Source organism: Aquimarina sp. AU474 (assembly GCF_900312815.1).
GTDB lineage: Bacteria > Bacteroidota > Bacteroidia > Flavobacteriales > Flavobacteriaceae > Aquimarina.
Genome location: NZ_OMPE01000008.1, coordinates 179700 through 200370, shown reverse-complemented (window position 1 = coordinate 200370; position 20671 = coordinate 179700). Strand labels below are relative to the sequence as shown.

The 20671-nt window shown below is 32.8% G+C and carries 20 protein-coding genes; 4 read left to right on the top strand and 16 right to left on the bottom strand.

The genetic code is table 11. The features are described 5' to 3' along the window. Positions 1-111 precede the first annotated feature (111 nt). From DK508_RS10710 to DK508_RS10655, 12 genes are all read right to left on the bottom strand, one after another. Positions 112-927 (bottom strand): prohibitin family protein, encoded by an 816-nt coding sequence (locus DK508_RS10710; RefSeq protein WP_109300761.1) that lies wholly within the window; start codon positions 925-927, stop codon positions 112-114. 20 nt (positions 928-947) lie between these two features. Further along, positions 948-2978, bottom strand: coding sequence for a hypothetical protein (locus DK508_RS10705; protein ID WP_109300760.1), 2031 nt, complete (start codon positions 2976-2978; stop codon positions 948-950). A gap of 150 nt (positions 2979-3128) precedes the next feature. Further along, positions 3129-3875 (bottom strand): 3-oxoacyl-[acyl-carrier-protein] reductase, encoded by a 747-nt coding sequence (fabG, locus tag DK508_RS10700; RefSeq protein WP_109300759.1) that lies wholly within the window; start codon positions 3873-3875, stop codon positions 3129-3131. Positions 3876-3994: 119 nt separating this feature from the next. Next, positions 3995-6976, bottom strand: coding sequence for a pitrilysin family protein (locus tag DK508_RS10695; RefSeq protein ID WP_109300758.1), 2982 nt, complete (start codon positions 6974-6976; stop codon positions 3995-3997). A 199-nt stretch (positions 6977-7175) separates the two neighbouring features. Beyond that, positions 7176-8048, bottom strand: a complete 873-nt coding sequence (gene sucD, locus DK508_RS10690; RefSeq protein WP_109300757.1) for a succinate--CoA ligase subunit alpha — start codon at positions 8046-8048, stop codon at positions 7176-7178. Positions 8049-8124: 76 nt separating this feature from the next. After that, positions 8125-8532, bottom strand: coding sequence for a nuclear transport factor 2 family protein (locus tag DK508_RS10685; RefSeq protein ID WP_109300756.1), 408 nt, complete (start codon positions 8530-8532; stop codon positions 8125-8127). Continuing rightward, positions 8525-9463, bottom strand: a complete 939-nt coding sequence (locus tag DK508_RS10680; protein WP_109300755.1) for a UDP-3-O-(3-hydroxymyristoyl)glucosamine N-acyltransferase — start codon at positions 9461-9463, stop codon at positions 8525-8527. The genes DK508_RS10685 and DK508_RS10680 overlap by 8 nt, the downstream gene beginning before the upstream one ends. A 21-nt stretch (positions 9464-9484) precedes the next feature. Continuing rightward, positions 9485-10051: an elongation factor P gene (gene efp / locus DK508_RS10675; protein ID WP_109300754.1), complete on the bottom strand. Its 567-nt coding sequence runs from the start codon at positions 10049-10051 to the stop codon at positions 9485-9487. A 34-nt stretch (positions 10052-10085) separates the two neighbouring features. After that, positions 10086-10868: an acyl-ACP--UDP-N-acetylglucosamine O-acyltransferase gene (gene lpxA / locus DK508_RS10670; protein WP_109300753.1), complete on the bottom strand. Its 783-nt coding sequence runs from the start codon at positions 10866-10868 to the stop codon at positions 10086-10088. 106 nt (positions 10869-10974) lie between these two features. Continuing rightward, positions 10975-12378: a bifunctional UDP-3-O-[3-hydroxymyristoyl] N-acetylglucosamine deacetylase/3-hydroxyacyl-ACP dehydratase gene (locus DK508_RS10665; RefSeq protein WP_109300752.1), complete on the bottom strand. Its 1404-nt coding sequence runs from the start codon at positions 12376-12378 to the stop codon at positions 10975-10977. Continuing rightward, a complete protein-coding gene (gene lpxD, locus DK508_RS10660; protein WP_109300751.1) occupies positions 12371-13399 on the bottom strand; it encodes a UDP-3-O-(3-hydroxymyristoyl)glucosamine N-acyltransferase in 1029 nt (342 codons plus the stop codon). The genes DK508_RS10665 and lpxD overlap by 8 nt, the downstream gene beginning before the upstream one ends. Positions 13400-13423: 24 nt before the next feature. Next, a complete protein-coding gene (locus DK508_RS10655; protein ID WP_109301316.1) occupies positions 13424-14653 on the bottom strand; it encodes an HD domain-containing protein in 1230 nt (409 codons plus the stop codon). A 141-nt stretch (positions 14654-14794) separates the two neighbouring features. Here DK508_RS10655 and DK508_RS10650 point away from each other — a divergent pair, with 141 nt between their 5' ends. The 4 genes from DK508_RS10650 to DK508_RS10635 all read left to right on the top strand — a co-directional run bounded on the left by DK508_RS10650 (position 14795) and on the right by DK508_RS10635 (position 18627). Next, a complete protein-coding gene (locus DK508_RS10650; RefSeq protein WP_109300750.1) occupies positions 14795-16345 on the top strand; it encodes a bifunctional response regulator/alkaline phosphatase family protein in 1551 nt (516 codons plus the stop codon). Positions 16346-16399: 54 nt separating this feature from the next. Continuing rightward, a complete protein-coding gene (gene tsaE / locus DK508_RS10645; protein ID WP_109300749.1) occupies positions 16400-16807 on the top strand; it encodes a tRNA (adenosine(37)-N6)-threonylcarbamoyltransferase complex ATPase subunit type 1 TsaE in 408 nt (135 codons plus the stop codon). A gap of 83 nt (positions 16808-16890) precedes the next feature. Next, positions 16891-18093: an alanine dehydrogenase gene (locus DK508_RS10640; protein ID WP_109300748.1), complete on the top strand. Its 1203-nt coding sequence runs from the start codon at positions 16891-16893 to the stop codon at positions 18091-18093. Positions 18094-18252: 159 nt separating this feature from the next. Beyond that, a complete protein-coding gene (locus DK508_RS10635) occupies positions 18253-18627 on the top strand; it encodes a DUF4258 domain-containing protein (protein WP_109300747.1) in 375 nt (124 codons plus the stop codon). 22 nt (positions 18628-18649) lie between these two features. On the opposite strand, the gene DK508_RS10630 is transcribed toward DK508_RS10635, so the two are convergent. Genes DK508_RS10630 through DK508_RS10615 form a run of 4 tightly spaced genes read right to left on the bottom strand, consistent with a single transcriptional unit; the run spans position 18650 to position 20613 of the window. Then, positions 18650-19093: a GNAT family N-acetyltransferase gene (locus DK508_RS10630; protein ID WP_109300746.1), complete on the bottom strand. Its 444-nt coding sequence runs from the start codon at positions 19091-19093 to the stop codon at positions 18650-18652. Next, a complete protein-coding gene (locus DK508_RS10625) occupies positions 19093-19632 on the bottom strand; it encodes a GNAT family N-acetyltransferase (RefSeq protein ID WP_109300745.1) in 540 nt (179 codons plus the stop codon). The genes DK508_RS10630 and DK508_RS10625 overlap by 1 nt, the downstream gene beginning before the upstream one ends. 3 nt (positions 19633-19635) lie before the next feature. After that, the gene (locus DK508_RS10620) at positions 19636-19941 is read right to left on the bottom strand and encodes a DUF1272 domain-containing protein (RefSeq protein ID WP_109300744.1); all 306 of its coding nucleotides are present in this window, start codon (positions 19939-19941) and stop codon (positions 19636-19638) included. A gap of 12 nt (positions 19942-19953) precedes the next feature. After that, a complete protein-coding gene (locus DK508_RS10615; RefSeq protein ID WP_109300743.1) occupies positions 19954-20613 on the bottom strand; it encodes a pyridoxamine 5'-phosphate oxidase family protein in 660 nt (219 codons plus the stop codon). Between the last annotated feature and the right edge of the window lie 58 nt (positions 20614-20671).

The following is a 20671-nucleotide window of genomic DNA, read 5'->3' as shown; positions in this document are numbered from 1 at the left end:
TTATTAGTACGTAGATCGCTTCCAAATATATTCACAAATTATTGCAATAAAAAACTGTTTATAGTTAATTCTATAAACAGTTTTTTTATTTATTACTAAGTATAATATACCTTATTGATTTCCAAGTATTAAAGGCATTCCATCTTTACCCGAACCTACAACCACTACTTTTGCATTTGGAGACTTAGCAAGTTGTAATGTAGCTTCTATTCCTTTTTCTTTTAATATTTTATCCGTTAGTGAAGCACTTAAGATTTGATTGGCAACTGCTTTACCTTCTGCATCAATTTTTTGTCTTTCTGCTTCTTTTTTAGCTTTTTCAAGTCTAAACTCATATTCTAAAGCTTCTTGCTCTTGTCTTAACTTACGTTCGATTGCTTCTTTAATAGTCGGCGGTAATGTTACATCTCTTACCAGTACTTCATTTAACTGGATGAACTGATCACCTACAATCTTCTTTGTTTCTTCAAAAATCTCTTTCTGAATAGCATCACGCTTACTAGAATATAACTGTTCTGGTGTATATCTTCCTACTACACTACGCGCAGCGGATCTAATAGTTGGCAACAATACTCTTGCTACATAATTTTCGCCTTTTTGTTGATGTAATAAACCAAGTTTGTTATAATCTGGTTGAAACCACGCTGATGCATCTAATTTAATTTCTAATCCATTAGATGATAATACTTGCATTTTTTCAAAAACTTCTTGTTGTCTTACTTCATATACAATTACTTTATTCCAAGGAGCAACCAAATGAAATCCTTCTCCTAGTGGTGGCTGATCTGTAACTACCCCGCCTCCAAATGTTTTATATAACACTCCAGCTTCACCCGAACCAATAGTAACCGTAGACTTTGAAACAAAGACAATAGTTAATACTAGAAGAATTAGAATTGGTAATCCTATTTTTGGTAATTTTTCCATAATAATTTTAAATTTTAATTTTAAATAAGTCCGTTATATTTTCGTGCAAACCATTCTATCCCCAATAATACGATAACAATTACAAGGAGATATTTCCAATCAATTAAAGATACTACATTTTCCTTGCTTTTTTGGATCGTTTGATATCTTCTATCTTGGATTATATTTTGAAACAACTCGTTACTTTGCGTCAGGTTATATAGCTTACCTTTAGTATTAGTTGCTACTTGCCTCAGTTTTGTTACATCTGCATTAAGAAATTGTTGTTCTACATTATATTCTAAAACCTTAAAGTTACCTGAACGACTTATGTTTTCTCCAATTACAGTCACAGTATAATCATAATTTCCAGCTGGCAAATCACTCAAATCCACTTCGTAAGCGTTATTTTTTAATAACATTGGAATAGTTTGTGCAGCTTCGGTAATTTTATTTTTAAGGGTAATACGTAAACTTCCTCTTTTATCGAATTCATAGTTTTTCGTGAAATACTCTGCCAGAATTTTAATATTTGTATTTCCGTAATAAAAAGATTCTGAAATTGTATTTAACCTACTCTTCCTTTTATTAGACGCTAAATACTGAACTAATTTTCCGAAAAAATCATCAAAGTTCTCAAAATTCTTAGTATCCAAATAATTTTGAGCTCTCCATCTCCATAAACCCTCTCCAAAAAGAACAGCTTCACGGACACCATCTTGTTCGATGGTAGCTAACAAAGGTTCTTCCGTCTCAATATCACTTATGGTTCGATAAAGTAATGGATCATAATTCGTGTTTATATTAATTTCTCCAAAAGTACCTATCAAAGGTGGGTAGCTCTCAAAACCAATATCATCAAACAAAAACGTAGAATAATTACTATTAAATCTGGGTACATAATATTCAGTCTGCCTGGTAATTTCTTGGGCATATGAATTTTGTATTTTATTTAGAAATACCCAATCCGTTTTGGATCCCGTAATAGTAAATCTATTTTTTCGAAGCAGATTTAGTTTTTCATACACCCCCCCAAACCTAGTATTAGGCTGGTAGACAATGATCATTTGATAATCTTCTAGATTGGTGACTTCAATAGGTCGAAGTATTGTTGTACTACGACGTTCGTTACTCTCTATGCTTTTTTTAATTGCCCCTAAATCAGGGTGTACAATATCACTTACGATTAGTACATTAGTTTTTTGATCAATTATCTCTACTGCAAAAGCTTTACTATTATTGATTTTGTTCTTTTCGTTAGCCATAGGGATCAGAACAGCATTATACTGAACCACTCCTGCAATACTGGCCGGTAGCGTAAAATTGATTACAGCAGAGTTCTTTTCTTCAGAAAACAAAACCTCTTGAGTATATATCGTATTATTGCCTGATCTCACTTCAAATCTAGAAGTAACATTTTGATCTCCAGAATATGTTAGAATAACTTCTACTGGAAATTTATTTTTTAGATACGCATACCGATTTACATTTAGCTGTTGAATTTTTGTATCCGTCACCTGAGTAGTATCGCCCGAAATAATAGGGAATATCGCTTGCTTATATCTATTACTACTATACTGATAGTCCCTACCATATGTTTGATTTCCATCTGTAATTAATATAGTAGGTGCTATTGAATTTTTATAAATCTGTCTTAGATCATCTAACGTTTTTGAAATATTGGTTTGTTCCTGATCAAAAGAAAGACTCAATGAATCATTCAATTTTTCTGCGAAAGAGTAATATTTAATATTAAATCGATCATTAATCTGATCATCGTTCTGAATATCATTTACAAACCTAATAACCGATTGATCTTGTTTAAGGTGTTTTATAGATGCGGAGTTATCTACTGCTATTACTAAGGTTGGTTTTTCTGTATAATATGTATTCTTCTTAAACGAAGGGTTTATTAATAAAAGTAAAACTGCAAAGACACTTAAGAAACGTAAAAAAGCAAAGAATAAATTTTTCTTATTTCTATTCTTTGCTTTATACATATATTGATACAGCGACACCATCAAAGCGAATATAGCCGCCGATATAATCAATAAAATTGTTTGTGTTTGCATGTATACTAATTACGAGCCGTTATCAAGTTATAAATCATACATTGATTAGGACCGTTACTCTTTTTGATATCGGTTGAATTTAAAGATTTTAGAATCAAAAAATATTAAAATCTTCAAAAATGATTTAAATCGTTTATCGCAACTTAAGAATTAGGTTAACATTCCTCCATCAACGTGCAATACCTGACCAGTAACATAAGCACTTAGATCACTTGCCAAATATAAACATGCATTAGCTATATCCTCTGGCGTCCCCCCTCGTTTTAGAGGAATCGCATTTCGCCATCCGTCTACAACTTTTTCATCAAGTTTTTGTGTCATCTCTGTTTCGATAAAACCAGGAGCTACAACATTACTTCTTATATTTCTAGATCCCAGCTCTAAGGCAACAGATTTAGAAAAACCTATAATCCCCGCTTTTGATGCTGCATAATTTGCTTGTCCTGCATTACCTTTCACTCCTACTACAGAGCTCATATTAATGATACTACCATGACGTTGCTTAAGCATTGTTCTTTGCACAGCTTTTGTCATATTGAAGACACTTTTTAGGTTAACCTCAATAACCTTGTCAAAATCTTCTTCGCCCATACGCATTAGAAGATTATCCTTGGTTATTCCTGCATTGTTTACAAGAATATCCAGGCTTCCAAAAGTTTCTAAAACATCTTTAATCAATTCTTGCGCCTGATCGTAATCTGCTGCGTTACTTTGGTACCCTTTTGCCTTAACTCCCAAACTATTTAATTCCTTTTCTAATTTGTTGGCTGCATCCACAGATGAGCTATACGTAAAAGCAATATTTGCTCCATTTTGAGCAAAAACTTCAGCTATTCCTTTTCCTATACCTCGAGTAGCCCCAGTAATAATGGCCGTTTTACCTTGTAAAAGATTCATTCGCTCTATTAATTTTTATTGTTAAATTTTGTAATATCAAATATAAGAATTACAAACTGCTGTCCAACAATAAACCCCGTGATTTATCACGGGGTTTATAAATATATTATGACAACACCTTATAACTTAAGGTCTTCATTTTTCTTCTCATAATTAAAAAGAAAATCTACGTCTATTTCTTGTACTTCTCCTAATTTGGATAATGCTTTCATATCAACATCTTTCTTGTTACCTACAACGAGTACATTATATGTCTCTCCACTTATATTTTCATTAAAAAAAGTTTTTAAATCTGTAAGTTCCATGTTTTTAATGGTATTATACATTTCCTCTCGATTATCATAGTCAATACCTCTTTTCTTTAATCCTTCATATGTCCAGAAAATATTAGATTTAGTAATTCTCTGTGCAGCTATCTTTTTCAAGGTAGCTTCTTTTGCTGCATTAAATTGCTTCTCTGCTTCTGGCATATTACTCATAAGATCCATCATAGCATCTACAGCTTCTGGCATTTTATTAGCTTGCGTACCTATATATGCATATACATAATCTGATTTATCCTTTTCTGATGCAGTTGAATATGCAGAGAAAGCCGAATACGCTAATGATTTTGATTCTCGAATCTCCTGAAAAACAATAGATGACAAACCGCTACCAAAATACGTATTGAACAATCTTGAAGCCGCCATCTTTTTTGGATCAAACTCAGCTCCTTTTGCCAAAAATATCATTTCACTTTGTACCATATCATAATCCACAAAATAAACATTACCACCTGTTTCTTTTTGTAGATATGTTGTTTTTTCAGGATAATCTGCTAATTCTGCATTAACATTATGATTTTTATTTAAAGATGCAAGTGCCGCGTCTACATCTTTACCGTAGTAAAAAATACGTTGCTTGAAGTTTTTAAGCTCTTTTATCTTATCCACTAATTCTTGCGGATTGATTTTTTGTAATTCTCCTACAGTAAATATATTTCTTAACGGAGAATTCTCACCATACATTCCATAATTAAGTAAACCATTCCAAAGGATATTTCCTTTTTGAGTTTTACCATCATCACGTCCTTTTGCTATTTGATCAACATATTTATTATACGTTTCTTGATCAGCAACAGCATTATTCCATAAATGTTCAAGCAAAGTTAAACCTTGATCTAAATTTTCTTTTAACCCTGATAATCCAACAAATGTAATATCAGAACCTGTGCTAACATTATAATTAATCCCCAATTTGTAAAACTCTTTCTTCAACTCTTCTGGAGAATATTTATCTGTTCCTAAATAATCCAAATATCCAGCAGCCAAGGAAGCTTTACGGTCATTATCTTGACCCATATCAAAAATAACATTTAGATTAAACAGATCATTATTCGGATTTTCGATATAAGAAACCTTGACTCCATTATCCATTGTGGTTTCGTTAATTGAAGTTTTATAATCAACAAACTTAGGTTGTAATGGTTTAGTCTCGATAGCACTAAATTCTTTGTAAAATTCAGACTGCTTGTCTCTATTTAACTGCACCGGAGTAATCCCAGGGTTTTGCACCTTCGTGATATTACTATCCTCTCCTTTTCTTTTATAGACCATTACATAATTGTCCTTATAAAAAGTATTCGCGAAATCTACCAATTCTTGTTTACTAATCTTTTTTAAGCCATCAAGGAATTTTATTCTATTATTCCAATCCTGTCTATGAATAAATGCGTTGTAATATGCTGATGCAAGAGCAGTATTATTTTCATACTGGCGCGTTTGCGATAATTTCAAATCGTTAACTACAGCAGACATCATCCAATCATCGAATTCTCCTTTTTTTAGTTTCTCAATTTGACCTAAGATCAAATCTTTTACTTCATCGAGAGATTGACCATTTTTTGGCGTTCCCGTAAATCTATGAAAACCATAATCATTCTGAAATGTTGGAGAACAACTTGCATTTTGGACTAATTGTTTCTGATTTAAGTTTAAATCAATTAGACCAGCTGTACCATTAGCCAATAACATATCTGCCATCGTAAGTAATTTTTCTTCTTTTGTACCTATACCCTCAGAACGATATGCAATTGAAACATTTTCTGCAGTTGGACCAAATACTTCTTTTACAATAGGACCTGTAATTGCGCTCTCTTTCGGTAATTCAGGATGAGTTACTTCTTTGTTTTCAAAATGTCCAAAAGCGTCGTTTACTTTCTTAATAGTTTTATCAAAATCGATATCCCCTACCAAAACAACGGCAATATTATTAGGGACATAATATTTATCAAAATAATTATGAATAGCTACCATTGATGGATTTTTTAAGTGATCTGAAGTACCAATAGTTCTTTGTTGTCCATAAGGATGATTAGGGAACAATCCTTCTAGCATTGCATAATATGATTTTCTGAAGTCACTATCTTGTGATCTATTATACTCTTCATAAACAGCTTCTAGTTCTGTATGAAATAAACGTAGCACTAATTGACTAAAACGCTCACTTTCTACTTTTAGCCATTTATCCAATTCGTTTACTGGGATTTTGTTCTTATAAACAGTTTCTTCCCACGATGTATGTGCGTTAGTACCTTCTGCTCCTAAAGAGTTAATCATCTTATCATATTCATTAGAAATAGAAAGTTTTGACGCTTCTTGTGATACTTCGTCAATCTTTTTATAAATTTCACTCTTTTTTTCAGGATCTGCTTCATTTTTATGACTTTCATACAAATCAGAAATCTGTTGAAGCATTATTTTTTCCTTTTCAAAATCCTGACTACCAATCTCATCGGTACCTTTAAATACCATATGTTCTAAATAATGAGCAAGGCCTGTAGACTCTTTAGGATCATAATTTGATCCAGCACGTACAGCGATATAGGTTTGAATTTTAGGTTCTTCCTCATTTTTAGAAAGATATACCTTAAGTCCATTATCTAATGTATATAATCTTAACCCTGTAGGATCGTTTGTTACAGTTTCATAATTAAAGCCAGTAGCATCGACATGCTTTTCTACTTTAATTTCTTGGGCTATTTCATTTTTTGATGATGAATCTTTGCAATTACTAAGAGATATGACTATTAGTAACAATAAAATAGATTTAATTAATTTCATATGTTATTATAATTGTTGTTTACTGATGATTTAACACATCAAAGTTGATTATATGAATTCATTCATAATTAATTTGCTATAATACGTGTAGTTATTATGAATATGGCATATTTTAATATTATTTTAACAAGAAAAATCTTCAATAAAAAACCTCTTGAATTTAACTCCAAGAGGTTTCGATATAATGTCATGTTAGTTTTTAGCCCAATACTTCTAGTACTTTTTTACCAATTTCTGCAGGAGAATTTACTACGTGTATTCCACATTCTCTCATAATTGCTTTTTTAGCAGCAGCAGTATCTTCACTTCCACCTACAATTGCTCCAGCGTGCCCCATGGTACGTCCAGCAGGTGCTGTTTCTCCAGCAATAAACCCAACAATAGGCTTCTTGGTTCCGCTATCTTTGATCCACTTAGCAGCATCTGCTTCAAGTTGACCTCCAATTTCTCCAATCATTACTACACACTCTGTCTCAGGATCATTAACCAATAATTCTACAGCTTCTTTTGTTGTAGTTCCTATAATAGGATCTCCACCAATTCCGATTGCTGTAGTAATTCCCAATCCTTGTTTTACAACCTGGTCTGCAGCTTCATACGTTAATGTTCCAGATTTTGAAACAATACCTACGTTTCCTTTTTTAAATACAAAACCTGGCATAATACCAACCTTAGCCTCTCCCGGAGTAATCACTCCTGGACAGTTAGGACCAATAAGTCTACATCCTTTGTCTTGAATATAACTAGACGCTGTAATCATATCTGCAACAGGAATTCCTTCAGTAATAGTAATAATCACTTTAATACCTGCATCCGCAGCTTCCATAATAGCATCTGCTGCAAAAGCTGGTGGTACAAAAATAATAGTAGTATCAGCTCCAACTTCTTTAACTGCTTCTGCAACAGTATTAAAAACTGGTTTATCTAGGTGAGTTTGACCACCTTTTCCTGGAGTAACACCTCCAACGATATTTGTTCCATATTCAATCATTTGACCGGCATGAAAAGTACCTTCACTACCTGTAAAACCTTGAACAATAATTTTTGAATCTTTATTAACTAAAACACTCATTGCGTTATGATTTTTTTATTTCTTTTAAAGCTTCAAAAGTAAGCTTTTGATTACTATGGTTAAAATGAAAGTTTAATTATTTTGAAAGAAATGATTTCATACTCTCTGGAGTACTATCTCCCTGTTGACTTATCTGGTATCCTCTATAAAGTTTAGCATCTTTTAACTCCCATATAGAAATAAAATGTGCTATTGCTTCTTCTTTATCAGGAGTTTCAATAGTTTTAGCAAAGTACGTATACCTAATGGTTACCTGATTATCTTCGGCAATTAGATGACTTATTTCACATCTAAATGTCTCGAAGGATAATGCCATTTCACTAAACATCGTCTTGATATCATTAAAATTTTTCTTTGAGAAACCAAAACTACTATTCCAATACAACTCAATCTCGGGGTGTAAATACTCAGAAAAAGCTTCGGAATTGTGTATTAAATCTGTTTCATAAAAGGACTTTACAATATCCTTTGCTGTATTACTCATTCTTTTTCAATTTTTCTATTAAATCAGGTATCTGCCTAATAGCGGCAATTTCTTTATACTTTTTTCTAAAATCATCTGCTGGAGTTCCAAAATAACTCTTATTACTATCTAATGATTTACTAACTCCAGATTGAGCAGAAATAACAGCTTTTGTTCCAATAGTAATTCCGCTAGTAATTCCAACTTGTCCCCATATTGTCACCTCATCTTCTATAACCACGCAACCCGCTATACCTACTTGAGAAGCTATTAAACATTTCTTACCGATAACAGTATCATGACCAACATGTACTTGATTATCTATCTTTGCGCCTTGCTTGATAGTTGTATCTCCGGTAACTCCTTTATCAATTGTGCATAACGCACCCAAATCTACATTATCCTCGATAACAACTCTACCGCCAGAAATTAACTTATCAAAACCTTCGGGTCTTTTCTTGTAATAAAAAGCATCTCCACCTAAAACAGTGCCTGCATGTATTGTTACATTATTACCTATAATAGTGTTGTCATAAATAGTAACGTTTGAATGTATCAAACAGTCATCTCCGACTATAACATTATTACCAATAAAAGCTCCTGGTTGAATCACGGTTCCTTTTCCTATTTGTGTTGAAGAAGAAATCAAAGCATTTGCCTTATTAAAAGGTCTAAAATATGTTGTAAGCTTATTGAAATCTCTAAAGGGATCATCGGAAACAAGTAAAGCTTTACCTTCGGGGCAATCTACATCTTTATTAATTAAAACAACAGTAGCTGCACTTTGTAATGCTTTATCATAATATTTAGGATGATCTACAAAGACAATATCGCCTGGGGTAACCACATGGATTTCATTCATACCTAAAACCGGAAAATCTGGATCCCCAATAAATTTTGAAGATATAATTGTGGCAATTTGTTGTAAGGTGTGCGCCTGAGGAAATTTCATTATAAAAATTAAGAATGTTTATTATTCTTTGATTCTTTCTTTATAGGTACCTTTTTCTGTTTCTACCTTAATTTTATCACCTTCGTTAATAAAAAGAGGTACCATAACTTCGGCTCCTGTTTCTACAATTGCAGGTTTAGTCGCATTGGTAGCTGTATTACCTTTCACTCCTGGTTCTGTAGATGCTACTTCAAGAATAACACTTGCTGGCATTTCTACTGATAAAGGCATTTGATCTTCAGAGTTAATAATAACAGTTACCACTGCTCCTTCTTTTAATAATCCAGGCGAATCCAGAGCAGATTTCTCAAGAGTAATTTGATTATAATCCTCCGTATTCATAAAATGGTATGTATCTCCTTCGGCATATAAGAACTGAAACTTATGCGTTTCTACACGAACATCATCAATTTTATGACCTGCTGAAAAAGTATTATCAATTACTTTACCCGTAGTTACACTTTTTAACTTTGTTCTCACAAAAGCAGGTCCTTTACCCGGTTTTACATGTAAAAATTCAATAATCTTATAAATATCATGATTGTATTTAATACACAAACCATTTCTAATATCGCTAGTACTTGCCATTCTTATATACTTTTATTCTTATTATCTAAAATGCTTAATTCGAGAAGTATCCTTTCATAATACCTCTTTGAGAGTTCTTTATAAATTCAAGAACTTCATCTCTTTCTGTAGTCGCTTCCATTTCGGCCTCGATAATAGCCACCGCCTGAGAATTATTATAATTTTGTTGGTACAAAATTCTATATATATTCTGCACTTCTCTTATTTTCTCTGTAGAAAAACCCCTTCTACGCAATCCTATCGAGTTGATCCCTACATACGATAAAGGTTCTCTTGCTGCTTTAACAAATGGAGGCACATCTTTTCGAACTAAAGACCCTCCTGTAACAAAAGCATGATTCCCTATACTACAAAATTGGTTTACAGCAGCCATACCAGCTAAAACCACATAATCACCTACATTAATATGTCCTGCTAGGGTACTATTATTTGAAAATATGCAATTATCACCTACAATACAATCATGTGCTATGTGACAATAGGCCATTATCCAACAGTTTTTCCCGATTTTAGTTTTCATCCTATCTGTAGTCCCTCTATTGATAGTAACACACTCTCTAATCGTTGTGTTATCGCCAATTTCGGTTATAGTATCTTCGTCATTAAATTTTTTATCCTGAGGAACTGCCGAAATTACTGCTCCCGGAAAAATACTACAATTTTTCCCTATACGAGCACCTTCCATAATAGTAACATTAGAACCTATCCAGGTCCCCTCTCCTATCACTACATTATTGTGAATTGTTGTAAAAGGTTCTATTACAACATTTTTTGCAATTTTTGCTCCTGGATGAACATAAGCTAAAGGTTGATTCATCGGTACTTAGTTTATTTTTATATAAAGATCAAACAAAATTAGGTATCAAACCATTTACGGTTCGCAAGGATACTAAAATATTACCTATTTCATTTGCATTTATTATTTATTTTGATTTTACAATTTGAGCCATTAACTCTGCTTCGGTTACTAATTTCCCATTGGCATAAGCGAAAGCTTGCATATGACAAATACCTCGACGAATCGGAGTTATTAATTCTAATTTGAATATAAGTGTATCTCCTGGGAGGACTTGTTGTTTAAATTTTACCTTATCTATTTTCATAAAATAAGTAAGGTAATTTTCTGGATCAGGAACAGTACTTAATGCCAAAATCCCTCCCGTTTGAGCCATTGCTTCAACTTGCATTACGCCAGGCATTACAGGAGCTCCAGGAAAATGACCAACAAAGAAAGGCTCATTCATGGTAACATTCTTTAAACCTACCACATGACTATCAGACATTTCTAATATTCTATCTATTAATAAGAATGGTGGTCTATGTGGCAACATATCCATAATCTTATTAATATCCATTAGTGGTTCTTTAAAAAGATCAAATTGAGGCACTTTATTACGTTTCTCAATTTTAATAATTTTTGAAAGTTTTTTGGCGAATTGAGTATTTACAAAATGCCCTGGTTTATTAGCAATAATCTTACCTCTAATTCGAGTTCCTATTAATGCTAAATCTCCAATAACATCTAATAATTTATGTCTGGCGGCTTCATTAGGATAATGTAATGTAAGATTATCTAAAATACCATTTTGTTTGATAGCTATAGAATCTTTTCCAAAGGCTACTTTTAATTTTTCCATAGTAGCCGAACTTAATTCCTTATCGACATATACAATGGCATTATTAAGATCTCCTCCTTTGATTAAACCATGCTCAAGTAACATTTCTAACTCATGCAAAAAACTAAAGGTTCTTGCATCTGCTATTTCTTTCTTAAAATCAGACAAGTGTTTTAAAGAAGCATTTTGTGTACCAAGTACTTTCGTACCAAAGTCCACCATAGTAGTAACTTGATACTCCTCAGATGGCATTACAATTATCTCACTACCCGACTCTTCATCTGTGTAAGAAATAACATCCTTTACAATATATTCTTCTCTTTCTAATTCTTGCTCTACAATATCCGCTTGTTCTAAAGCTTCAATAAAAAACTTACTAGAGCCATCCATTATTGGTGGTTCTGAAGCATCTAATTCTATTAAAAGATTATCTATCTCTAAACCAACACATGCTGCTAATACATGCTCTGAGGTTTGAATACTAACACCATTTTTCTCAAGATTTGTCCCTCTTTGTGTATTTACCACATAATTAGCATCAGCTTCAATAATAGGGCTACCTTCTAGATCTACCCTACAAAATGCATATCCATGATTTTCTGGAGCTGGTTTAAAGGTTAATGTTACTTCTTTTCCCGTATGTAAACCTACCCCAGTAAGCTTAACTTCTCGTTTAATGGTTCTTTGTTTATTTCCAACAACGTCACTCATTATTATTTATCTTTTTCTCTAGTTTGTATACCCTATCCACAATCTTAGGGAGATTTTTAAAATGTACATATGACTTATTATAGTCTGAATATCCCAAAGCGGGAGATCCCTGAATGGCTTCCCCATCCTTTATATTTCTTCCAATACCTGATTGGGCTTGTATGCGTACACCATTACCAATCGTAAGATGCCCTGCTATACCTACTTGACCTCCTATAAGGCAATTCCGGCCTATTTTAGTAGATCCAGCTATACCTGTTTGAGCAGCAATAGCAGTATGTTCTCCTATCTCAACGTTATGCGCTATTTGTATCTGGTTGTCCAGCTTTACTCCTTTACGTATAACCGTAGATCCCAAAGTAGCTCTATCAATCGTAGTGCCCGCTCCTACATCTACATTATCCTCTATTATCACATTACCGGTTTGCGGCACTTTGCTGTATTCTCCTTTTTCATTAGGCGTAAATCCAAATCCATCTGCTCCAACAATTGCTCCACTATGGATTACACAATTGTCTCCAATAATAGTTTCTGAATATATTTTGGCTCCAGCAAAAACAACTACATTATCCCCTAAAGTAACATTATCACCAATATATACATTAGGAAATATTTTGGCATTTTGCCCAATGGCTACATTTTCTCCCATATAAGAAAATGCTCCAAAGTAAATACCATCTCCATAAGATGCCGTTTGCGAAATAAAACTTGGTTGTTCAATACCAGTTTTATTCATTTTTACCATATTATAATATTCAAGTAATTGAGAGAAAGCTTTATAAGCATCATCTACTCTAATAAGAGTGGTCTTAATTTCTGATTCTGCTTCAAAAGATTTATCCACTATAGTAATAGACGCATCAGTAGAATAGATAAATTGGGTATATTTAGGATTTGATAAAAAGGTTAATGTACCTTTAGTCCCTTCCTCTATTTTAGCTAGTTTAGATACTTCAACAGATTCATCTCCTTCGATTTCTCCGTTCAAAATACCTGCAATTTGTGTGGCTGTAAAAATCATTCTAGCAAAAGTATAAAAAATGTATTAATGTTTGTACTTTGGAGAGCACATAAAATATTTAGTAACGGGTTTTGATAACGCTTCAAGGTTATACTCATCAGTAGCTTTCACAATATCCATTATTTTTCTGGACTTAAACAAAATGTTTATGTTTTGTTTATTTTGGTGATAAGCCTGATTAGAAATTGTACCTTCAAACACAAAGTAACGCGCTTCTTCTTCCGAAATTTTATGTTTTTCTATAAATTTTGCAATATGCTTTTCTTTCTTATTCGATTCAAAGGGCTTCTTTTTAATCTTTATTTTTAAAAGATCTCTATTTATAATCATCGAGGATAGTGTACTAAGCACAAAATCATCAGAGTACATCCATTCTTTCATCGCTGATACTATGTCGTAATCATCCAACTGAGAAAATGTTCCTAAAACCTCTGTACTAAAATTCTCATAAGTAATTTTATGTTCCAAAAAGAATGTTAGAGCATTGCTTGCTTTCAGTTTTATTCCATTTTCAACCAACTCTTTTGCTCTTTTTAATACTCTAATCAATATACTTTCTGCTACCAAACTTGTCTTGTGCAGATACACCTGCCAATACATTAATCTTCTTGCTAGTAAAAATTTTTCTACAGAATAAATTCCTTTTTCTTCTATTACAAGTTCATCATCTTCAACAGTTAACATTGTAATCAAACGTTCACTATTTATATTACCTTCCGCAACACCAGTATAAAAACTATCTCGTTTCAAATAATCCAACCGATCCATATCCAATTGGCTAGAAATTAACTGATGTAAAAAAATTCTATGATATTCTCCCTTAAAAATTTGTATTGCAAGCGTTAAACTACCGTTAAATTCTTTATTAATTTTTTGCATAAACATTAACGAAATAGACTCGTGACTCACCTCGTTAACAATACTATGCTCCATCGCATGAGAGAAAGGCCCATGACCAATATCATGTAATAAAATAGCTGCATAAAGCGCCTCTTCTTCTTCATTAGATATTGTAACCCCCTTAAAACGAAGAACTCTGACCGATTTTTGCATTAAATGCATACATCCCAGTGCATGATGAAAACGAGTATGATGAGCTCCTGGATATACCAAATACGAAAGTCCCATTTGAGAAATCCTACGTAATCTTTGAAAATATTTATGCTCTATGAGGTCAAAAATTAGTTCATTAGGTATAGTAATAAAACCGTAAATTGGGTCGTTTAATATTTTGAGCTTATTTCTTTTTTTCAAGTGTACTATAATTTTACAATAGCAAATATACATATATGCCATTCATATGGCACATTTCCTGCAAAATTTAAATTATAGTATCTTTAAAAAATATCCTAGTAAGCCGCACAAAAAAGTTCACAAATAATAAAAATAGAATTGATGAGTAAAATAAAGATCTTATGGGTTGATGATGAAATTGATTTACTTAAACCACATATATTGTTTTTAGAAAAGAAAAACTATGAAGTTACCAAATGTCAAAGTGGTACTGAGGCATTAGATATTCTTGAAGATGAAAATTTTGATATTGTTTTTTTAGATGAAAATATGCCCGGCCTTTCGGGAATAGAAACATTGTCTGAAATCAAAGAAAAAAAAGACAGTATACCTGTAGTTATGATCACTAAAAGTGAGGAAGAATATATAATGGAAGAAGCTATAGGTAGTAAAATAGCAGACTACTTAATTAAACCCGTCAATCCTAATCAGATACTTCTTAGCCTCAAAAAAAATCTAGATAATTCTCGTTTAGTTTCAGAAAAAACCACATCAAATTACCAACAAGAATTTAGAAAAATAGCTATGGATATGGCTATGGTAAATTCTTTTGAAGAGTGGGTGGATTTATATCAAAGGTTGATTTATTGGGAGATTCAATTAGAAGATATTGAAGATACAGGAATGTTCGAAATACTAGAATCTCAAAAAGTTGAAGCTAACTCACAATTTTGCAAATTCATAGACAAAAATTATCCAGATTGGTTTGATGGAAGGCATGATGCTCCGGTAATGTCTCATACTTTATTTAAAGAAAAAGTAGTTCCCGAAATAAGTAAAGACCAACCCACTTTATTAGTCGTTATAGATAATTTGCGGTATGATCAATGGAAAGCATTTGAACCAACCGTGAATAACTATTACAAAAAAGAACAGGAATCTTCTTTTTTCAGCATCCTTCCTACAGCTACTCAATACGCCAGGAATGCTATCTTTTCTGGATTAATGCCTTCGGAAATGAAAAAAAAACATCCTGATCTTTGGTTAGATGACACCGATGAAGGCGGAAAAAATATGTATGAAAATGATTTCTTAACTGCTCAACTACAAAGATTAGGTTTAGACATAAAACATGAATATTACAAGATCACAAATGAACGCTCAGGAAAGACCTTAGCCGCTAATTTTAAGGGATTAAAAGACAACGATCTTACTGTAGTGGTATATAACTTTGTAGATATGCTTTCTCATAGTAAAACGGAAATGGAAGTTATAAAAGAACTTGCTTCTAATGACAAGTCATATAGATCTTTAACGCAAAGTTGGTTTAAGAACTCACCTCTTTTAGAAATGATTTCTCAAGCACAACAACTAGGTTTTAAATTATTAATAACCACAGATCACGGAACAATTAATGTTAAAAACCCATCAAAGGTGATTGGTGATAAAAATACAAGCCTTAATCTACGTTACAAAACAGGAAAGAGTCTTACTTATGAAGATAAAGAAGTCTTAGAAGCCACTAACCCCAAAGATATCTATCTACCATCAATAAACATGAGTAGTTCATTTATTTTTGCAAAAGGAGATTATTTCTTTGCTTATCCAAATAACTACAACCATTATGTAAGTTATTATAGAAACACATATCAACATGGAGGTGTGTCTTTAGAAGAAATGATTATTCCTTTTATTGTATTAAATCCAAGATAATTATTGTTTCATACTATTGAAGCTCTTGATTTTTAAATTTTAGCGTATACAAAAATGACACTAATATATACTCTAGATGATCTGCCAGATGTTGCTACTAAGATCATCAAAAATGTGAATAGCAAAATATTGTTATTTGATGCCGAAATGGGGATAGGTAAAACTACTTTAATCAAAGAAATTTGCAAGCAGCTAGGTGTGCAAGACACCATATCAAGCCCTACATATTCATTGGTCAATGAATACCAAGGAAGTACTGAGCTCATATATCATTTCGATTTTTACAGAATCGAAGATGAAGAAGAAGCACATCATATTGGTTTTGAAGAATATTTAGATTCTGAATCGTGGGTGTTTATAGAGTGGCCAGAAAAAGTAACTAACCTATTGCCAGAAGATGTAGCCCACCTAAAGATAAATCTCTCAAAAGAAGAAAAAAGAGTACTTACTTGGGGTGAATGATTCGCAAAACTTGTACTAATACTTAATCCTATTTGCTTTCTTGGCATTTTTATTCGTAATTTGAGTTACAGAATTTCACGCAAATGAGTACACCTAAATCTCCTTTTACCAAAGAACAACTGCTACCACAGGAGGAAATGATCGAAGTAGCACGTAAAAAAGGAAAACTCTTTATTGGGATCCCCAAAGAAACAAGTTATCAAGAAAAAAGAGTATGCTTAACTCCAGATGCAGTAGCAGCCCTTACTGCACATGGACATCGAGTTTTATTTGAAACCAATGCAGGTATTGGTGCTAGTTTTACAGATCGGGATTATAGCGAGGCTGGAGCTGAAATCACCAATGATAAATCAAAAGTATTTGGATGCCCAATTATTCTTAAAGTCGAACCACCTTCTTTAGAGGAATTAGAGCATATCAATCCGCAAACGGTATTAATCTCGGCATTGCAATTAAAAACGCAATCCAAAGACTACTTTCAGGCTTTAGCCAAAAAAAGAATTACCGCTTTAGGTTTTGAATTCATAAGAGATATTGATGGGGCTTATCCCGCAGTACGTGCACTAAGCGAAATCGCAGGAACTGCTTCTGTACTTATTGCATCCGAATTGATGAATAGCGTTAGCAATTCGGGTTCTGGATTAATGATGGGTAATATTAGTGGAGTACCTCCTGTCGAAGTTGTTATATTAGGCGCAGGAACTGTTGGAGAGTTTGCAGCACGTTCTTCCATAGGACTAGGAGCGAATGTAAAAGTATTTGATAATTCAATTACTAAATTACGTTGTATACAAACCAACGTAGGAAGACCTCTTTACACCTCTACAATACAACCAAAAAATTTACTAAAAGCCCTACGCCGATGCGATGTAGTTATCGGTGCAATACGAGGAAAAAACAGAGCCCCTATTATTGTGACTGAAACTATGGTAGAATGCATGAAGCAAGGTGCCGTAGTAATTGATGTAAGCATAGACATGGGAGGGTGTTTTGAAACAAGTGAAGTGACTTCTCATGATCATCCAACTTTCGAGAAACATGGAGTTGTACATTATTGTGTACCTAATATTCCTTCTAGATATGCGCGAACCTCATCGCTTTCTATAAGTAATATTTTTACACCCTATTTATTGCAAATCGGAGAAGAAGGCGGTATTGAAAATGCAGTTAGATTTGATCGAGGGTTAAAAAGCGGCCTTTACTTTTATCATGGTATCCTAACAAGCAAACCTATTGCAGATTGGTTTGATCTTTCTTATCGAGATATAAATTTATTGATTTTATAAGTCAGAGTTGGTTTTATTTTTCAGTTATCAACATCTAATACATTTCCTAGCGATTCTGAGTCGAACACCATAGTTTTTAATTTTAAAAAACTTTGTAGTAATAGGTCTTTGATTTTTTGAAACTTTACTTACTTTTGAGCTCTTAATTATATTGGGTTTATGAAATTTGCGCAACGTTTATTCTATTATTTAGGAGGGTTTGCTATAGGGCTTATCCTATTGTTTTTCTTTTTGGGAGGAAAAAAAACCTCGTGTAACTACAGTCCTACTGCTCGTGTTTTAAAAAACGTAAGAATCAAGGAGAGAATATTCTCTGAAAAAGCCCTAATCGCCATGAAAAACCACCAATTAGACACGGCAGACATATCCACATTACTTACCAAAGGAAATGTTGATTTTTCTAAAAGCAACACCGAACTGGATTCTTGTAAAGTTTACTTAATAGAAGGGGATATCGATGAAAAAACAATAAATCTATTGGTCGAAAATTGCGATTCTATTGCTACAGTAAAAACTATGAAGATTATCCATTAATAATTCTTAATAAATAAAATTTTCAAACATCCCAAGTATAAAAATTACTGTCTTTATTGCAAACAAATCCTGTTTTTGGATATAAATTGTTTCCAATCATATTTGTTTTTTCCGTTTCAAGAATTAACCCGCATGAATCAGATTTCACGGCAAGTTCTTTAGCCTTATCGATTAGCTGTATAGAAATTTTTTGACCTCTAAAATCTGGATAAACGTATAAATCATTTAGCAACCACAACTTCTTCATTCTTGTTGAAGAAAAAATTGGATATAATTGTACAAAACCTACACATGATCCTTCATCATTTTCTACTATATAAATTATAGATTCTTTATTCATTATTCTATCGCCTAAAAAGGCTTTAGCACTGTTAACATCAGGTTTCTTTCGATAAAATACTCTATAACTATCAAAAATCAATGATAATTGGGGTATATCCTTCAAGTTTGCTTGTCTAATTTCCATTATGTGTTTTCAGTTTTTGCAGCATCTAATTTTTTACTCATCACCCAAAAATCAAATTTTTGCTTGCCAATAACAAAAAGGTGCTCCCCTGCTATATAATAATTATTTCGCTCATAAAATTTAACTGCTTCTTTATTTTCTTTAAGAGCAGACAACCATAAATAATCACAACTATTTGTTTTAGCCTCATCAAATATTAATTGCTGTAATCGACCTCCTATACCTTTACCTACATGGCTATTTAAAAAATAAATCTTTTGCAGCTTACAAACATTGGTACCCTCTACAAATTCTGAAGGTGCGTTTAACTGTAATTTACCATAGCCTACTGGCAAATTATTCTCTACTGCCAACCAATATAGATTATCAGATTTCACTAAGCTGTTTTGGATTTTTTCTAAATCAAAGGTTGTGTCCAGATAGTGTTTTAATCCTTCGCTATCATGAAAAAGATGTCCAAAAGATTGGTCAAATGTAATCGCCCCTAAATAAGAAATATGTTTTGCATCATCGATCGTAGCTCGTCTTATTTCAATCATAATTTACCTTTTTCTAGGTTCAATATTCATAAAAGTCTTTAATATCACTTTAAACTTATTGCTCTCTACAGGTTTAAAAACTTTACGTTTGCCAATGGGATACTTCTCTACACAATTACCAGTTAAACAATTAACAGGTCTAGTTGGTCTTTTTTGAAAACCACCCCCACAATTAGGACATACATTCTGCAATATTGTAGATACACATTCATTACAAAATGTACATTCAAAAGAACATATCATAGCATTATCACTATCGTTGGGTAATAATGTATTACAATTTTCGCAATTAGGTCTTATTTCTAGCATAACAAATACGTCTTATTTATTTTGATTTACATAATTTTTAACCGCCTTAGGAACTTCTATTCCCTCCAATAAATCTTCATCTGATATAGCATCATAAGCTATCTGTTTTATGGGCACTACTCCTGCCCAAATAGGTTCTTTATGATCTTCGAGCTCGTCATTCACTCCTTCCGCCCTTACTTTTGCAGATGCCGTTTCAATACATATTTCGAGCACTAATGTAGCATTAAATTCTTTATCATTAGGTCTTCTTACATTATCCCAATGCCCGGCAATCATATGGTTTAAAATGCATTCAAGAGCATCCATTTTTTCTGTTGGATCTTCTATTTTACGTACTTTTCCAAAAATAGCCACAGACCGATAATTTGCAGAGTGATGAAAAGCAGATCTTGCTAACACCAAACCATCTAAATGCGTAACCGTTAAACTACCTTCTCCTGCTTCAAGCAAACCTAACATCATACGGTTTTTTAAGGAGCCGTGAATGTAAATTTTATCTTCCTTTCTCCCATAAGCAGTTGGAATAACAATAGCTTGATTTTTCCATACGTATCCTACATGACACAAGAAAGCGTCATCCAAGATTGCATTTATGTCACTCACATTATAATTTGCTCGTTTTGGTCCTCTTACAACCTTATTTAATTCTGAAACTGAATAACTTGCCATATCTTCTTTTATTTTCTACTCAAAAATATTAGTTTTATGGATCATTCAAATAATCCAC

What these genes read in the sequence shown, in the direction of transcription:
- DK508_RS10710 (WP_109300761.1), bottom strand. Translation starts at nt 927, where the DNA reads ATGGAAAAATTACCAAAAATAGGATTACCAATTCTAATTCTTCTAGTA.
- DK508_RS10705 (WP_109300760.1), bottom strand. Translation starts at nt 2,978, where the DNA reads ATGCAAACACAAACAATTTTATTGATTATATCGGCGGCTATATTCGCT.
- fabG (WP_109300759.1), bottom strand. Translation starts at nt 3,875, where the DNA reads ATGAATCTTTTACAAGGTAAAACGGCCATTATTACTGGGGCTACTCGA.
- DK508_RS10695 (WP_109300758.1), bottom strand. Translation starts at nt 6,976, where the DNA reads ATGAAATTAATTAAATCTATTTTATTGTTACTAATAGTCATATCTCTT.
- sucD (WP_109300757.1), bottom strand. Translation starts at nt 8,048, where the DNA reads ATGAGTGTTTTAGTTAATAAAGATTCAAAAATTATTGTTCAAGGTTTT.
- DK508_RS10685 (WP_109300756.1), bottom strand. Translation starts at nt 8,532, where the DNA reads ATGAGTAATACAGCAAAGGATATTGTAAAGTCCTTTTATGAAACAGAT.
- DK508_RS10680 (WP_109300755.1), bottom strand. Translation starts at nt 9,463, where the DNA reads ATGAAATTTCCTCAGGCGCACACCTTACAACAAATTGCCACAATTATA.
- efp (WP_109300754.1), bottom strand. Translation starts at nt 10,051, where the DNA reads ATGGCAAGTACTAGCGATATTAGAAATGGTTTGTGTATTAAATACAAT.
- lpxA (WP_109300753.1), bottom strand. Translation starts at nt 10,868, where the DNA reads ATGAATCAACCTTTAGCTTATGTTCATCCAGGAGCAAAAATTGCAAAA.
- DK508_RS10665 (WP_109300752.1), bottom strand. Translation starts at nt 12,378, where the DNA reads ATGAGTGACGTTGTTGGAAATAAACAAAGAACCATTAAACGAGAAGTT.
- lpxD (WP_109300751.1), bottom strand. Translation starts at nt 13,399, where the DNA reads ATGATTTTTACAGCCACACAAATTGCAGGTATTTTGAACGGAGAAATC.
- DK508_RS10650 (WP_109300750.1), top strand. Translation starts at nt 14,795, where the DNA reads ATGAGTAAAATAAAGATCTTATGGGTTGATGATGAAATTGATTTACTT.
- tsaE (WP_109300749.1), top strand. Translation starts at nt 16,400, where the DNA reads ATGACACTAATATATACTCTAGATGATCTGCCAGATGTTGCTACTAAG.
- DK508_RS10640 (WP_109300748.1), top strand. Translation starts at nt 16,891, where the DNA reads ATGAGTACACCTAAATCTCCTTTTACCAAAGAACAACTGCTACCACAG.
- DK508_RS10635 (WP_109300747.1), top strand. Translation starts at nt 18,253, where the DNA reads ATGAAATTTGCGCAACGTTTATTCTATTATTTAGGAGGGTTTGCTATA.
- DK508_RS10630 (WP_109300746.1), bottom strand. Translation starts at nt 19,093, where the DNA reads ATGGAAATTAGACAAGCAAACTTGAAGGATATACCCCAATTATCATTG.
- DK508_RS10625 (WP_109300745.1), bottom strand. Translation starts at nt 19,632, where the DNA reads ATGATTGAAATAAGACGAGCTACGATCGATGATGCAAAACATATTTCT.
- DK508_RS10620 (WP_109300744.1), bottom strand. Translation starts at nt 19,941, where the DNA reads ATGCTAGAAATAAGACCTAATTGCGAAAATTGTAATACATTATTACCC.
- DK508_RS10615 (WP_109300743.1), bottom strand. Translation starts at nt 20,613, where the DNA reads ATGGCAAGTTATTCAGTTTCAGAATTAAATAAGGTTGTAAGAGGACCA.